Genomic DNA, 15,062 nt, shown 5'->3' with positions numbered 1-15,062 from the left:
GATAATACTTTGCGAACTTTGCGGTTAGTTCTAAATCAACTGGTATTCTTTTGCTTTATTGGTTAATTCTTGAAGGTTCTTAGCTTCTAGTTTCTTCATTAAGTTAAAACGATGCACTTCTGCAGTACGTTTGCTAATCGAAAGCTCATCAGCAATATCTTTATTATTCTTTAACTCTAAAACTAAAGTCAATATTTGTCTTTCTCTCTTTGTCAATTTAAAAGGAAGCTCTTTTATTGCTGTTTTTTGTTCTTCTTTTCTGGCTGTATTTCCGTTTACAAAGTTGTTCATGATAATTGTAGAAACATCACCGGTAAAATACTTATCTCCTGCAGCTACATTATTTACTGCCTTTAAAAATTCTTCTTTACTCGCCCCTTTTAATAAATAGCCATCTGCTCCTGCTTGAATCGATTTTACTACGTATTCTTCAGAATCGTGCATAGAAAGCACCAATGTTTTCACATCAATCTTGTTTTTAGTAATTTCTGCAACTACTTCAATTCCGTTCATTTCCGGCATACGAATATCTACAATAAGAACGTGTGGTTTGTTTTTAGCAATAACTTCTAGCGCTTCTTTTCCATTAGAAGCTTCATCAATCACAGTAATTCCTGTTTGATCTTCTAAAAGTGCTTTTATTCCGTCTCGTACCAAAACATGGTCGTCTGCTAAAACTACATTTATCATACTTGTAACTATTTTATACTTACAAAAATAAGGTTTTTAAGTAAAACTACGTATTTATCTGGCGTGGAGTTTTGTGTTATCACTATTATGGGACTTCTCAATACTTCGAAGTGACAAATTGAGTGGTTATTTCTACATCCAGTTTGTCATTTCGACGATAGGAGAAATCACATAAAGTTGCTCATGTTTTTGTTATCACTGTTATGAGACTTCTCAATACTTCGAAGTGACAAGTTGAGTGGTACTTTCTACACCCAGTTTGTCATTTCGACGATAGGAGAAATCACATAAGGCTTGGTTTGTGTTGTTGTGGTATCACTGTTATGAGACTTCTCAATACTTCGAAGTGACAAATTGAGTGGTGCTTTCTACATCCAGTTTGTCATTTCGTATTCTATGACTCTACCAAATATATTTCACTAATTTTTAAGCAGCATATTTTAAAACATTTACATAAGGAGTTTGTCTTTTTATAGCTGCAAAAATTCGTGATAATAATTTATTTCTAATGATGTTAATTGTACTCATTTTATTCTTTCCTTGTTCGACTCTTCGATTATAAAATAGCTTCATTTCTGGATTGTGTTGTATTGCTGATTTAGCACACATATCAAAAAGACTTTTGAGTTTTTTATTAGCAAGATTACTCACTTTGGTTCTACCTCTTATACTCGTTCCAGAGGTGTTAGGAAAAGGAGCAATCCCACAATATGAAGCAAACTTTCTCCAAGAAGCAAACTTTGTAAATCCGTTGGTTGTAACAATCATAAATAAAGCTGTTTGATTACCAATTCCTTTAATACTCACAATTAGTTTGTATTGTTTTTTAAGTTGCTCACTAGCCTTAATTATTTTGTTCATTTCGGCTTCAACACTTTTAATTTGCTTTGTAAAATATTTTATCATTTTCTCTTGAGTTTCTAAAAGAAGTTGATTCTCTTTTCTAGTATAAACTCTTTTCTGTTCTTTAAGTGTTGCTTTATAACCAGCGTTTTGTTTCACTAGCCTTTCTCTTAATGTTAAAAGGCGTTTTAATTGATGAATGTTTTTTGATGGAAGTTTATATGGTTTAATTTCATCTCTTAATCGATACCCATATAATGCTATTTTTGTAGCATCTACTTTGTCATCTTTTCCTCTTGATATTCCTAGAGATTTCTTTATTTCTAAACCTGGAATTAATGCGAAATAAAAGTTATTTACATCAAAAAATGATGCGATTTCTTCAGAATAAATACCTGTGTGTTCCAAAACAAATAAAGTGTGTTCCTTAGAAATAGAGTTGTTTTTTTCTACCCATTTTATAAGTGCTTTAAAACCTTTTAAGTTATTCTCAAATGCTTGATAACACTGATTACTGTGAATACGAACATCAAAGGTTAATTTACTAATGTCGATACCAATAGTTTGTTTAATTTTCATAATTTTGTTTTGTGTTAGTAAAAAATGATTACGTTGACTAAAACCTTTAAAAGGTCGAAACTGAAATTCTATTTGGTCCTTTGTAATCGGAAATAAAAGAATGGAGACTAATACGAAATATAGATCTGATAAATCTAGACTTAAGGAAAGTTCACTCCATTCTTTTTTATTATAAAACATGAGTTCTATATTGGACTTAAATATAAGAATTAAACTCAATAATTATACTTTGCTAATCTAAAGGACGATAGGAGAAATCACATAAGGCTTGGTTTGTGTTGTTGTGGTATTACTGTTATGAGACTTCTCAATACTTCGAAGTGACAGGTGTTTTGTAATTTGTGTTTTTCTTCTAAATAGGAATATTCAGCGTAACTCTAGTTCCTTTTCCTAATTCAGAATTTAAGAATAAACGACCTTCAATATATTTAATACGCTCCTTCATAAAAGTCATGCCCATGCCACCATCTCCATTTTTAACTTTCTTTACTTTAGAAGGTTCAAAACCTTTTCCATCATCATCAATATTAATACTTAAAATATTTTGGCTATGAGAAAGAGACACTAAAATATGTGAAGAATCTGCATATTTAATAGCATTATTAATGGCTTCTTGTACAATTCTATAAATATTAATTTCTATTAAGGAATCTAAACGCTCATTAAAATCTGTTTTATTAAAAAATATAATTTCTTTTCCTGTTAACCTTCCTAACTCATGCGTTAACTTGGTAATTGCTGGCACAATTCCGTGATCTGATAATTCTGGTGGCGTTAAATTAAAAGTAGCGGTTCTAACACCTTTTATAATATTAGTAGTTAACTCTTTTAGGTGTTCAATTTTTAAAGTCGTTTTCTCAATATCATTCATATTGATACTTTCTAGATTGTACTTCAACCCAGTAAGCATTTGTCCAATTCCGTCATGCACATCTTTAGCAATTCTATTTTGCTCTTTTTCTTGATTTTCAATAATCTTACTAGAGATTATTTTTTGCTGACTCATTTTCTCTTCAAAACTTTCTTCTGTAAGTCTTTCAACTTCAATTTGAGCTGCTTTTCTATCTGTAATTTCGGAGGCAATAATTAACAATTCAGATCTATCTTCTGTTGGTCTATAAGGCACTAAAGACATTTCTAACCAAACAGCTACAGCTCCTTTTATGGTTGCTTTTACTTCTCCTTGCCAACCTGTTTTTTTATATTTATTAATCAAATTTTCAATTAATAATTGTTCGTTTTCATTATCAGATAAAACCTTCCAAATCAATGTTTCTTGATTCGTTTTTGATAATTTAAACAAACGAGAAAACTTATTTCCCATATGAATTAAACTTCCACTTGGAGAAATTCTTGCAAACAACAACGTTTCATCCATTGCATGACTTAGAGCACGTAATTCTTTTATTGATTTTTCTTTAGAAAGACTTAACTCATCGGCATCAAAAGCCATTTTTTTAGCTCTTTTTTCTGCTGATAATAATTCTGAGAGTGTTGCTTTTACCGATTTTGCTGTTGGCCAAAAGATGAATAAAAATTCGCCTAAAAGAATTATTAATGTAAAAGACATTAAAAGAAATTCTAATTTTTTTAACCAATCTATTTTTTTATCAGCCTCTACATTATACTGATTTACAATTTCATCCATCATCAATAAAAAAGAACCTTCATTATGGGTTACTTTTTCAATTTCTGATGATAATTCATCAATAGAAATAGTAGGGTTTTCTAACTTTTTTAAAATAGATTTTGATGCTTTCTGAATAGTCTCAAAAACAGGATTAATCGCTTTAAATTTACTTTTAATTTTATCGCTATTCTGTTCAGGAAGCCCTAAACTGTCATTTCCCTTTTGAAGCGAATAATGAGATAACTGCCACAAATCAAGAGTTTCAATGATATTATTTTTAAGTCGAAGTCTATTTTTTTTATCAGAATAATCAGAAAGGGAAACAATTTCTTTAGTTAATTTCTGACTCAGCATTCTTTGTCTACCAGCAACATTAATTACGGTAGAATCACTTTTTTGAGTCTCTAAATGATTACGAACAAAAATCTGACTTATAATAACCGAAAGTGCAATGGTACTTAATGCAATAATATATAAACGGCTTAATTTATCAAACGTTCTTTGGTCTAATGAATTGCCGTTTTTAGTCATTTTAAATTACATTTTGTTTATGAGATAGCTTGTTTTACCAAAGCCAAGCTTTTTTCTGAAAATGGAATTTTTAAGGCAGCTGCATGTCCATTGTCAGACATTTTTACCCACGTTTTCTTTAAAATATCAATAATTTTTTCGTCGGTATGTTTTGCTGCAAATTCATCAAAATAATAATCTAGAAAAACCAGACAAATAACATCTTCTAAAGTTTGAGATTCTTCGTTTTTCTTTATGAGTTTTTTTAAGATAATTTTTTCTACTCTGTCTACAAATTGTTTATCAAAACCAACTTTTTCCAAAATTTCTCCAGTAGTACTTGCGTGCATCTTTTTTAGTTCTTCACGCCATTTTAAATACCCAACTCTATCCATAGGATATTCTTTTCTACCAATTTTCCAACGACAAATATGATGACCTCTTACAGAAATTTGAAGTGCCTTTGATGCATTTGGATCAAACTGAAGCAACTTTCTCGTCATCCTTTGCGAGTACAATAACTCTTTAGGATACTCTAATCCAGAAACTTGATAGGTGTTTGGATCTTCAGCGTTTTTTTTATCTATTAATGCAATGGCAGTTTCAAATCTTGTTGGCTTCATCTTGTGTGTTTATTCTGAGAAGCCAATATACACATTTTCTGCTTCAATCTTAATTGGGTAGACCGCAATAGGTGCTAAATCTGCATTTAAATTTTCGCCCGTTTCTAATGAAAATGTTTTTTTATGCAACGGACATGCAATTTTAGGAATCCCTTTATGATCGCCCAACATACCTCTAGACAATACGTTTTCTTGTTTTTCTGGTGATAAATTTTGGCAAGCATACCATTTATCTAATCTCGAAAAATTGAAAACTGCAATTTGTAAATCTTTATACTTTACACATGCTCCGCCATCTTTTGGAAATTCACTAATAGGAGCTGCTTTAAACCAAACTTTTACATCTGCTTCTTTTACTGTTTTGTATTTTGAAAGTAATGTATCCATAATTGTTGTTTTTGTTGATATGTTCTCGATACAAAATTTCTGAAAAAGAAATTTCACTCGAACTGACAGTACGTTTTAATAGTTCTAATTTTGTGTTGTCACATCGAGTGATTTTGCTTTTTTGCAAAATTGTATCGAGATGTTGTTATTACTTAGTTTATCTTTAATTTTTCCAGAGTTCTGGCATTTTCTGATCACGTAACGGAACAAATACTAAGTTGTCATCTCTATCTTCTGAATTAACAAAATGTTGGAAACGTTTTTCTGTTTCTTCGTTTTCAATTGCTTGTTTCCACTCACATTCGTAAGCATCTACTAAGAATTGCATTTCTTTTTCTAAATCATCAACAATATTTAAACTGTCTTCAATAACCACTTTTTTCAATTGCTCAATTCCACCTTCTAATTTATCTAACCAAGCAGCAGTTCTCATTAACGGAGCAGCCGTTTGTATGTAATAAATTAAATATCTATCTAAATATTTTATAACTGTTTCGTTGTCTATTTTTTCTGCTAATAATTGCGCATGTCTTGGTGTTGCTCCACCGTTTCCACCAACATAAAGATTCCAACCACCTTCTACAGCAATAATTCCAAAATCTTTACCTCTTGCTTCTGCACATTCACGGATACAACCAGAAACTCCACCTTTAATTTTATGCGGAGAACGCAACCCTTTATATCTATTTTCTAATTCGATTGCAAACGTGATACTTTCATCTAAACCATAACGACACCATGTAGAACCTACACAACTTTTTACAGTTCTTAAAGATTTTCCATATGCATGTCCACTTTCAAAACCAGCAGCAATTAACTCTTTCCAAATTGCTGGTAAATCATTTAATTCAGCTCCAAAGAAATCAATACGCGCTCCACCAGTAATTTTGGTGTATAAATTATATTTAGAACCAATTTGCCCCAAAACAATTAAATCTTCTGGAGTAACCTCTCCACCTGCAATTCTTGGAACTACAGAGTAGGTTCCGTTTCGCTGAATGTTGGCTAAAAATTTATCATTAGTATCTTGGGTAACATCTTCTTTATTTGGAGTGTCATTATATAAACTTGCAAAAATTGAAGAAACTAATGGCTTACACGTTTCACAACCATGTCCGGTTCCACAAGCATCTAAGACCTCGTTAAAAGAAGTCAGTTTTTTAGCTTTTATAATTCCGTATAACTCTTGTCTGCTATATTCAAAATGTTCACAAATAACATTTTTAACCGTTTTACCAAGTGATTTCAACATTTCGTTTACCAAATCTGTAACCATTGGTTTACAACCACCACAACTTGTACTTGCTTTTGTAGATGATATAACTCCGGCTAAATCCTCACAAGAACCGTCTTTTATGGCGCCACAAATCTGACCTTTCGTTACATTCTCACAAGAACAAATTTGAGCTTCGTCTGGTAAATCTAAGGCACTACCAAAAGCGCCGCCTTCTGTTGCTGGTAATATTAATTGTGCTGCATCTTCTGGAATTGGCATTCCGTTTAAATACACTTGATGCAACATATTATAGTCTGATGCGTCTCCTACTAAGATTCCTCCTAATAAAGACTTTCCATCTAAACTAACGTTAATTCTTTTATATAAATGCTGTGTTTTGTTTTCAAAAATAACCGAATGTCCTTTAGATGCCGGCATAAAAGGTTCTCCAAAACTTGCTACATCTACACCAATTAATTTTAATTTGGTAGACATGTCAATTTCTGCAGGCATTAATTCTTCTACATTTCCAATAATTTGATTTACGGCAACACCCGCCATATCATAACCAGGAGCCACCAAACCAAAAATCATTTGGTTGTACAAAGCAACTTCTCCAATAGCAAAAATACTTGGATCGGAAGTTTGCATTTTATTGTCGACTACAATTCCGCCACGAACGCCCATTTCTAAACCAGATACTTTACCTAGCTCATCTCTTGGTCTAATTCCGGCAGAAACTACTAACATTTCTACGTCTAAAACATCATCTTCGCCAAACTCCATTCCAGTAATAGCTTTATCACCTAAAATTTGATTAGTTGCTTTATTTAAATGAATATTTAATCCTATAGATTCTAATTTTAATTGCAATACATTACTACTTCTAGAATCTAATTGCCTTGGCATTAACTTAGAGGCAAACTCTACAATATGAGGCTCTAAACCCATATCCATAACCGCTTTACCCGCTTCTAAACCTAACAATCCTCCACCTAAAACAGCAGCTCTCGCATTCGGATTCTTTTCTTTCAGTTTTGCAGCATACGCCAACATTCCTTCTAAATCTTCTATAGTTCTGTATACAAAAACCCCTTCTTTTTCTACGCCTTTAATTGGCGGAACAAAAGCCGAAGAACCTGTTGCTAATACTAAATAATCATAAGAAAACTCTCTATCGTTTGCTGTAGTAATTACTTTAGATTTTCTATTGATTTCAGATACTCTTTCATCAACAATTAAATCGATATTTTTTTCTTTATACCATTCTGCAGGCGCCATTTCTAGTGCTTTTGCATCTTGATTTTCGAAAAACTCACTTAAATGAACTCTATCATAAGCGGGTCTTGGTTCTTCACCAAAAACAATAACTTTAAAATCTTTACTTTCTGGAGTTGCTGCAAATTTTTCACAAAATTTATAACCAACCATTCCGTTTCCGACAACTATAACTGTTTTCATAATTACGTATTTGAATCACAAAACTAAGTATTATTACTTATTTATACGTATTTTTAGTTATAATATTTACGTATAATTCAAATTATTATTGATTTAAAGAATTGAATACTTATAAATTTGATATTATTTAAAATTTAGCGATCAGAATTGTTAATAGTGTATTTAACCTTTATTTGAATTACAGTTTTTAATATCTTTGGCACTTACACAAACTATATTAGATATTAATGGACGATTTTTTACTGTATTTTAAAATGGGCTTGAACCATGTGCTAGATTTTTTGGCATACGATCATATTTTATTTTTAATTGTTTTGGCTGTAGTTTTTAGCTTTAACCAATGGAAAAAAGTTTTATGGTTGGTTACCTTATTTACAATTGGTCATTCTGTTACGTTGGCTTTATCTGCTTACGGAATTCTAAAAGTAAAAATGGATCTTATTGAGTTTGCTATTCCGGTAACTATTTTTATAACCGGGCTTATAAATGTGCTTACCGCTAAAAAGGCTTCTTCTGACAAACAAAGTATCAATTTACTGTTTGCTGTTCTTTTTGGTTTAATACATGGTTTGGGGTTTTCTAACTATTTTAAAATGATGGTAGGCAAGGAAGAAAGTAAATTGTTTCCGCTATTAGAATTTGCTTTAGGCATAGAGGCTGCCCAAATTATTATTGTTTTAGGTATTTTAATTATTGGGACCATTCTTCAAAACTTTTTTAGAGTTACCAGAAGAGACTGGATTTTAGTTTGCTCTTCTGTTGTTATTGGTTTTGCCATACAAATGATGATAGATAGAGTGTTTTGGTAAGCTAAAAAGTTTCCGTTTTTAATATTTGTTAACAAGTTAGTCGCGTTAGGGATAGAACGGTCTGTTTGAGCTCTTTTTTGTTTTTACAAAAAAAGCGAGTAGTGAAAGCCCGACCTGCAAGGTAACGCCCAAAAAATTATCTTATTATTAACGTCCTATTTCTGTAAATATTTTTACTTTCGTTCTGTATGACTGAAAAAAAACAATTAAAATACGATAGAGCTTATTTAAAAATGGCTCGCGAATGGGGAAAACTCTCTCATTGTAAACGTAAACAAGTAGGCGCATTAATTGTAAAAGGCCGAATGATAATTTCTGACGGCTTTAACGGAACTCCTACTGGTTTTGATAATTCTTGCGAAGATTGTAATGGAGTTACAAAGTGGGAAGTTTTACACGCAGAAGCAAATGCCATCTTAAAAGTGGCCTCTTCTACCCAATCTGCAGAAGGTGCTACCTTATATATTACGTTATCTCCGTGCACACAGTGCAGCAAATTAATTCACCAAGCAGGAATAAAACGTGTTGTGTATGCAGAGTCTTACAAGGATACTTCTGGTATCGATTTTCTAGAAAAAGCAGGCGTAGAAATTATGCATTTACCTTATGAAAAATAAAAACAACCAACCTATATATTTAGCTTTAGCTGTTATTTTTGGCCTACTAATTGGGGTTTCATTAAATGGAAGCTCTACCAATATGCTGTCTTTAAATAAGAATTCTTCTCAAGAACTGAAGATAAAAAGACTCATTAATTTTATTGAAAAAGATTATGTAGATACCGTAAACACAGAGAGCCTTTTAGATGGTGCTATTACGCAAATGTTAGGTAAATTAGACCCACATTCTGTGTATATTCCTAAAGAAAACTTGCAAGCTGTAACAGAAAATATGCAGGGTAATTTTGTGGGAATTGGAGTTCAATTTAGAATGATAAATGACTCTATTACTGTAATTCAACCTATAAAAGGTGGCCCAAGTATAAAAGCAGGCATTAAGGCTGGAGATCGAATTTTAATGGCAAATGCAGATACTTTGTATGGTAAAGACATGTTTACAGATAAAGTACCTGGTTATTTAAAAGGAAAACCAGATACCAAAGTTGCTCTTAAAATTTATAGGAAAAGTATCGATTCTACGTTTACGGTTTCCGTTACTCGTGGCAATGTAAATATTAAAAGTGTTGATTTAGCGTATATGATTAACGACTCTCTTGGTTATATTAAGTTAGATCGTTTTGCTAGAAACACGTATCGTGAATTCCAATCTTCTTTACATTCCTTAATTGATGATGGAATGAAAGATTTGGTGTTAGATTTACGTGGAAATGGTGGTGGATTTGTAGATATTGCTACCAGTATAATTGATGAATTTTTAGAAGACGACAAACTCATTGTTTTTACCAAAAACAATAAGAATAAAATTGAAGAGTCTTTTGCAACCGATAAAGGCGATTTTGAAAAAGGTGGTTTGTATGTTTTAATTGATGAAAACTCTGCTTCTGCATCAGAAATTGTTGCGGGGGCTTTACAAGATAATGATAAAGGTACTATTATTGGGCGCCGCTCTTTTGGGAAAGGTTTGGTACAAATAGAAATGGATTTAGGTGATGGTTCTGCAGTGCGATTAACAACAGCTCGTTATTATACTCCAACAGGTAGATCTATTCAGAAACCTTATAACCATAAAGGAAATAAAAATTATTATAATGATTTTCAGAATAGAATTGCTAACGGAGAGTTGCTAAGTAGAGACAGCATAAAAGTGGTAGATTCATTAAAATTTACAACTCCAAAAGGAAAAGTTGTTTATGGCGGTGGTGGTATTATTCCAGATGTTTTTGTACCCATAGACACCACTTCTTACATGACTAGTTTCTACTTTAATTCTGTAAATAATTTTGCGTTTGATTATGTAGATAATAATAGAAAGAAACTTCAAAAATGGACTATAGATAGCTTTATTACTGATTTTGACAAAGATGAATCTGTTTTTGATACTTTTTTATCTAGCATTAAAGAAACCTCTAAGCCGTCTCTTAAAACCAAACAGAGTTTAAAAAAATACTTAAACGCAGCTATTGCAAACACACTTTTTGGTGATGTTGGTTTTTACAGAATTATGCATCAAGATGATAAGATGATTCAGAAAGTTTTGGAGTTAGAAAGCGGTAATTAGTATTCGGTTTACAGTAGCAGTATTCAGTGTTTTTTAACGCTGCTTGTCTTTTCTAATGTAGAAAGAGAAACCTCATAATGTTGCTCGTTGTTTTGAGATTACTGTTATGAGATTTCTCCTAACGTAGAAATGACAAATTAGGTGTCTTTATCCGTTCAGTTTTGTCTTTTCGACCTTTTGGGAGAAATTACATAAAGTTACTCGGCCTTATGGTATCACTGTTACGGGATTTCTCCTAGCGTAGAAATGACAGATTTGCTTTACTAAGTCTAACTCTTTAAAAAATCTATACAAAGCTCAGTTACCTCTTCTAATTCTTTAGACATGTTTTCTTTTTTCCAAGGATGAGAAGTATTAAAAACATGATCTGCATTTTTGATAATTTCAAATTTACTTTCCCTATTCCAAGAATGTATATTTTTCCCTTCATCAATAGAAACAGAAGTATCTTTATTTCCGTGAATTATTAACTGCGCTATTTTTAAATTCTCAACAGCTTTCTGAATATTTAAGCGTTCTTCGTTTTCCTTAAAATCTAAATAAAACTGATAAAAATGAGGCATATTCTGCTTTGTCCGTCCGTTTAAAACATATTTTACGCCTGTTTTTTTCCAATTTTCTAAATCGCCAATAGTTGAAGTTCTTGAGCCAAAATCTGAAACTGCAGATAACGTAATTACCTTTTTTACTCTTGCATCTTCACTTGCTTTTAAGAGTACAATTCCACCACCTCTACTATGACCAATTATAGAAATATCGTTTACATCAACTTCCTTTTTATATTTTTCTTCGGATGAAATCCAATCCAAAACACACTCTAAATCGTCTAATTCTTTGGTATAATTATTATTACCAAAAGCTTCTAAATCCGGAAAATCTATAGGCTGTTCAACAGTTCCTCCATTATAGGAAAAATTAAATTTTATAAAGAAAAAGCCTGCCTTTGAAAACGATTTTGCCATTAAATTCCAAGCGCCCCAATCTTTAAAACCTTTATATCCATGACAAAAAATTACTATTTTTTTGGGTTGATGATCTTCTTTGTAAAAAACATCTGTTACAATAGGTTTACTGTGTTTTCCTTTAACAACTATATTTTTAATTATTTTCATCTTTTGTAAATTATACTACAAATTTAAGAAATGTAACCAAAGCAAAACCACCTGTAATAAAACTTAATAACAAATTTATGTTATTGGTTAAACTCCCTGTTTTTTGTTGAATTAATTTTGCAAACCGACCATATAAATACAGTATAAAATAGGTACCAACTACAGAACCAAACATAAAAAAAAATGTTGAAGCAAGATTAAAACTAAAACCATTAAATGTAATTAAAAGCGCTGCCGATCCGCAGAAAAAAGGAATTGCAAACATGTTTAATAAAGATAAAATAATACCTGTAAAAAAAGAGTTTTTCTGTTTAACTTCTACTTGTTTCTTTTCTTTCTGATTCTGTTTATAAAAATAAATTGATAAAAAAATAAGGACAACAATGCCAGTTTTTTCTAATATTTCTATAAATGTTGGGTTTTCTAAAATGTACTCTAAAATATAAATGGACACAAAAACTTGTACAAAAACAACCAAAGAAACACCTAAAGTAAACTTAGTAAACTCTCTTTTATTAGTCTCTAAACTAATTTTTAAAGCAGTCATGTTTAAAACACTTGGTAACGTGTATCCTAAAAAGGAAAAAACAAACCCAAAGAAAAAAAGAGAAATCATGTTACTTTATTTAGTAACAATTAAGTCGAAATTTATGTATAAAATTACGATTCTTATTAAAACAACTGTTTTATAAGAGAAAAAACAGCCACTAAACCTGTTAAAATAGCCAAAATTATATTGATGTCCTTTGTTAATTTTCCGGTTTTTTGTTGAATTATTCTAGCAAACTTTCCATATAAAAAAAGAATATAATAAGTACCAATTACAGCTCCTAAAGTAAAAAATAGAACAGGAATGTATTCGAAACTAAAAAGATTAAAAACATCTAACGTAATTATGGTTCCGCTAAAAAAAGGAATAGAAAACATATTTAAAACAGACAATGTAATTCCGGTTAATAATGGGTTTACATCCTTTGCTTTTACTCCTTCCACCACAATTTTACCTTTCTTAGATTCTCTATAAAAATAGTATGATAATGCCATAAAAATAACAATTCCGGCTTTTTCTAAGGTTTCTAAAATAGTAGGGTTTTCTGAAACGTATTTTGTTAAAATAACTGCAATTATTACTTGCGGTACTATAATTAAAGAAACCCCTAAAGCATATTTATTTGTTGCTGCTTTTCCTTTTTCTAAACTAATTTTAAGCGCAGACATGTTTAACATACTTGGTGTTATAGACCCTACAAAAGAAAAGAGAAATCCGAAGAAAAAAAGAGAGATAAGTATCATCAAAAAATATAAATATTTAAACGTAAAAACAAACAACTTTTTTAAATAAGTTACACAAAAAAACGCATCAAAAAAAATTGATGCGTTTTAAAATTTTAAATAAAGCTTTATAATTTATACCACACCTTGCGCTAACATTGCGTCTGCAACCTTTACAAAACCTGCAATATTTGCTCCTTTAATATAGTCTATAGACCCATCTTTATTTTCCCCATATTGCACACAAGAATTATGAATATCTTCCATAATTACTTTCAACTTATCATTAACCTCTTTACGAGTCCAACTTAAACGTAATGAATTCTGACTCATTTCTAAACCAGAAGTTGCAACACCGCCTGCATTAGATGCTTTTCCTGGAGCAAATAAAATTTTTGCTTTTTGAAATTCGTGAATTGCTTCTGGAGTAGAAGGCATATTTGCACCTTCAGAAACACACATACAACCATTCTTAATTAGTTCTTTTGCTTCTTCACCATTTAACTCGTTTTGCGTTGCACAAGGCAAAGCAATATCACATTTTATAGACCAAGGTCTTGCTCCTGCCACAAATTTAGCATTTGGATATTTGACTACATATTCACTAATTCTTCCACGTTTTTCGTTTTTAATAAACATAACGTGTTTTAATTTTTCTGTATCGATACCTTCTGCATCATAAATATAACCAGCAGAATCCGATAAAGCAACCACTTTTGCACCTAATTCTATTGCTTTTTCTGCGGCATATTGCGCAACATTTCCAGATCCAGAAATAACTACTATTTTTCTTTTAATAGAATCTCCTTTTCTTTTTAACATATTTTGAGCAAAATATACGTTTCCATATCCTGTTGCTTCTGGTCTAATTAAAGAACCACCCCAAGAAGCCCCTTTACCTGTTAAAACACCTGTAAAAGTATTGTTTAGTTTTTTATACATACCAAACATATAACCTATTTCTCTAGCTCCAACACCAATATCTCCTGCAGGCACATCTGTATTGTGACCAATATGTCTATACAATTCTGTCATAAAAGAATGACAGAAACGCATAATTTCGTTATCTGATTTCCCTTTAGGATCAAAGTCTGAACCACCTTTTCCGCCACCCATAGGCAAAGTTGTTAAAGAGTTTTTAAACACTTGTTCAAAAGCTAAAAACTTTAAAATACTTGCATTTACCGTTGGATGAAAACGCAAACCACCTTTATAAGGCCCGATTGCAGAATTCATTTGAATTCTATATCCTCTATTAACTTGTATTTCTTCATTATCATTTACCCAAGAAACTCTAAATGATATTAACCTTTCTGGTTCTACCATTCTTAATAGAATACTTTTTCCTTTATAAATTTTATGATTATTAATATAAGGAATTACAGTTTCTGCAACTTCTTGTACAGCCTGTAAAAATTCTGGTTCATGGTTATTTCTTGTTTTAACCATTTCCATAAATTCTTTAATTTTTAACTCCATAATTTTTGATATGATTTTTTACGAATATTATAAAAATTTAACACCGTAAAGATAAGAGTTTTTTAATATCACAAAATTAAAATAACACTAAAAAAGCCCCGTATAATGCTTTACATTTCATACTGTTATTATCTATAAAACTTCCACTTCCTGTATTTAATAAAATCCTATTGTTAGTTGTGTTTCTTAAATAAATATCATTGTTATTCTATAAAAGGCCATTTTGCTTTTAAAGCCAAGACCCCCATTTATATTTCTATAAAAAGCAAAAAA

General features: G+C 31.1%; 13 protein-coding genes. 3 read left to right on the top strand and 10 right to left on the bottom strand.

What is annotated here, in order from left to right:
* Positions 1 to 30 precede the first annotated feature (30 nt).
* The 6 genes from JOP69_RS12570 to nirB form a co-directional block, all read right to left on the bottom strand.
* A complete protein-coding gene (locus JOP69_RS12570; protein WP_203393438.1) occupies positions 31 to 690 on the bottom strand; it encodes a response regulator transcription factor in 660 nt (219 codons plus the stop codon).
* A gap of 426 nt (positions 691 to 1,116) precedes the next feature.
* The gene (locus JOP69_RS12565; protein ID WP_215602593.1) at positions 1,117 to 2,112 is read right to left on the bottom strand and encodes an IS110 family transposase; all 996 of its coding nucleotides are present in this window, start codon (positions 2,110 to 2,112) and stop codon (positions 1,117 to 1,119) included.
* Between the two features lie 352 nt (positions 2,113 to 2,464).
* Positions 2,465 to 4,273 (bottom strand): ATP-binding protein, encoded by a 1,809-nt coding sequence (locus JOP69_RS12560; protein ID WP_203395129.1) that lies wholly within the window; start codon positions 4,271 to 4,273, stop codon positions 2,465 to 2,467.
* 17 nt (positions 4,274 to 4,290) lie between these two features.
* Positions 4,291 to 4,875 carry a DUF4202 domain-containing protein gene (locus tag JOP69_RS12555; RefSeq protein ID WP_203395128.1) on the bottom strand — a complete coding sequence of 195 codons (585 nt, stop codon included), beginning with the start codon at positions 4,873 to 4,875 and terminating at the stop codon, positions 4,291 to 4,293.
* 9 nt (positions 4,876 to 4,884) lie between these two features.
* Positions 4,885 to 5,262 (bottom strand): nitrite reductase small subunit NirD, encoded by a 378-nt coding sequence (gene nirD, locus JOP69_RS12550; protein ID WP_203395127.1) that lies wholly within the window; start codon positions 5,260 to 5,262, stop codon positions 4,885 to 4,887.
* A gap of 163 nt (positions 5,263 to 5,425) precedes the next feature.
* Positions 5,426 to 7,939, bottom strand: coding sequence for a nitrite reductase large subunit NirB (gene nirB, locus JOP69_RS12545; RefSeq protein WP_203395126.1), 2,514 nt, complete (start codon positions 7,937 to 7,939; stop codon positions 5,426 to 5,428).
* A gap of 227 nt (positions 7,940 to 8,166) precedes the next feature.
* Here nirB and JOP69_RS12540 point away from each other — a divergent pair, with 227 nt between their 5' ends.
* The 3 genes from JOP69_RS12540 (at position 8,167) to JOP69_RS12530 (ending at position 10,926) form a co-directional block, all read left to right on the top strand.
* Positions 8,167 to 8,748 (top strand): HupE/UreJ family protein, encoded by a 582-nt coding sequence (locus JOP69_RS12540; protein WP_203395125.1) that lies wholly within the window; start codon positions 8,167 to 8,169, stop codon positions 8,746 to 8,748.
* A 188-nt stretch (positions 8,749 to 8,936) separates the two neighbouring features.
* A complete protein-coding gene (locus JOP69_RS12535) occupies positions 8,937 to 9,365 on the top strand; it encodes a dCMP deaminase family protein (RefSeq protein ID WP_203395124.1) in 429 nt (142 codons plus the stop codon).
* On the top strand, positions 9,355 to 10,926 hold the full coding sequence (locus JOP69_RS12530) for a S41 family peptidase (RefSeq protein WP_203395123.1): 1,572 nt from the start codon (positions 9,355 to 9,357) through the stop codon (positions 10,924 to 10,926). Before JOP69_RS12535 ends, JOP69_RS12530 begins: the two co-directional genes overlap by 11 nt.
* 269 nt (positions 10,927 to 11,195) lie before the next feature.
* Here the strand turns inward: JOP69_RS12530 and JOP69_RS12525 are convergent, their stop codons facing one another.
* The 4 genes from JOP69_RS12525 to gdhA form a co-directional block, all read right to left on the bottom strand.
* Complete coding sequence (locus JOP69_RS12525; protein ID WP_203395122.1) at positions 11,196 to 12,038, bottom strand: S9 family peptidase; 843 nt, start codon at positions 12,036 to 12,038, stop codon at positions 11,196 to 11,198.
* 10 nt (positions 12,039 to 12,048) lie between these two features.
* A complete protein-coding gene (locus JOP69_RS12520; RefSeq protein ID WP_203395121.1) occupies positions 12,049 to 12,654 on the bottom strand; it encodes a LysE family transporter in 606 nt (201 codons plus the stop codon).
* Positions 12,655 to 12,710: 56 nt separating this feature from the next.
* Positions 12,711 to 13,331 carry a glutamate dehydrogenase gene (locus JOP69_RS12515; RefSeq protein WP_203395130.1) on the bottom strand — a complete coding sequence of 207 codons (621 nt, stop codon included), beginning with the start codon at positions 13,329 to 13,331 and terminating at the stop codon, positions 12,711 to 12,713.
* Between the two features lie 114 nt (positions 13,332 to 13,445).
* The gene (gene gdhA, locus JOP69_RS12510) at positions 13,446 to 14,789 is read right to left on the bottom strand and encodes an NADP-specific glutamate dehydrogenase (protein WP_203395120.1); all 1,344 of its coding nucleotides are present in this window, start codon (positions 14,787 to 14,789) and stop codon (positions 13,446 to 13,448) included.
* Positions 14,790 to 15,062 lie beyond the last annotated feature (273 nt).

This window comes from Polaribacter sp. Q13, assembly GCF_016858305.2.
In the GTDB taxonomy this organism is placed as follows: domain Bacteria; phylum Bacteroidota; class Bacteroidia; order Flavobacteriales; family Flavobacteriaceae; genus Polaribacter.
Note: the sequence above shows the minus strand (reverse complement) of the source record. Positions and strands in the feature narration are given on the sequence as shown.

What these genes read in the sequence shown, in the direction of transcription:
- JOP69_RS12570 (WP_203393438.1), bottom strand. Translation starts at nt 690, where the DNA reads ATGATAAATGTAGTTTTAGCAGACGACCATGTTTTGGTACGAGACGGA.
- JOP69_RS12565 (WP_215602593.1), bottom strand. Translation starts at nt 2,112, where the DNA reads ATGAAAATTAAACAAACTATTGGTATCGACATTAGTAAATTAACCTTT.
- JOP69_RS12560 (WP_203395129.1), bottom strand. Translation starts at nt 4,273, where the DNA reads ATGACTAAAAACGGCAATTCATTAGACCAAAGAACGTTTGATAAATTA.
- JOP69_RS12555 (WP_203395128.1), bottom strand. Translation starts at nt 4,875, where the DNA reads ATGAAGCCAACAAGATTTGAAACTGCCATTGCATTAATAGATAAAAAA.
- nirD (WP_203395127.1), bottom strand. Translation starts at nt 5,262, where the DNA reads ATGGATACATTACTTTCAAAATACAAAACAGTAAAAGAAGCAGATGTA.
- nirB (WP_203395126.1), bottom strand. Translation starts at nt 7,939, where the DNA reads ATGAAAACAGTTATAGTTGTCGGAAACGGAATGGTTGGTTATAAATTT.
- JOP69_RS12540 (WP_203395125.1), top strand. Translation starts at nt 8,167, where the DNA reads ATGGACGATTTTTTACTGTATTTTAAAATGGGCTTGAACCATGTGCTA.
- JOP69_RS12535 (WP_203395124.1), top strand. Translation starts at nt 8,937, where the DNA reads ATGACTGAAAAAAAACAATTAAAATACGATAGAGCTTATTTAAAAATG.
- JOP69_RS12530 (WP_203395123.1), top strand. Translation starts at nt 9,355, where the DNA reads ATGAAAAATAAAAACAACCAACCTATATATTTAGCTTTAGCTGTTATT.
- JOP69_RS12525 (WP_203395122.1), bottom strand. Translation starts at nt 12,038, where the DNA reads ATGAAAATAATTAAAAATATAGTTGTTAAAGGAAAACACAGTAAACCT.
- JOP69_RS12520 (WP_203395121.1), bottom strand. Translation starts at nt 12,654, where the DNA reads ATGATTTCTCTTTTTTTCTTTGGGTTTGTTTTTTCCTTTTTAGGATAC.
- JOP69_RS12515 (WP_203395130.1), bottom strand. Translation starts at nt 13,331, where the DNA reads ATGATACTTATCTCTCTTTTTTTCTTCGGATTTCTCTTTTCTTTTGTA.
- gdhA (WP_203395120.1), bottom strand. Translation starts at nt 14,789, where the DNA reads ATGGAGTTAAAAATTAAAGAATTTATGGAAATGGTTAAAACAAGAAAT.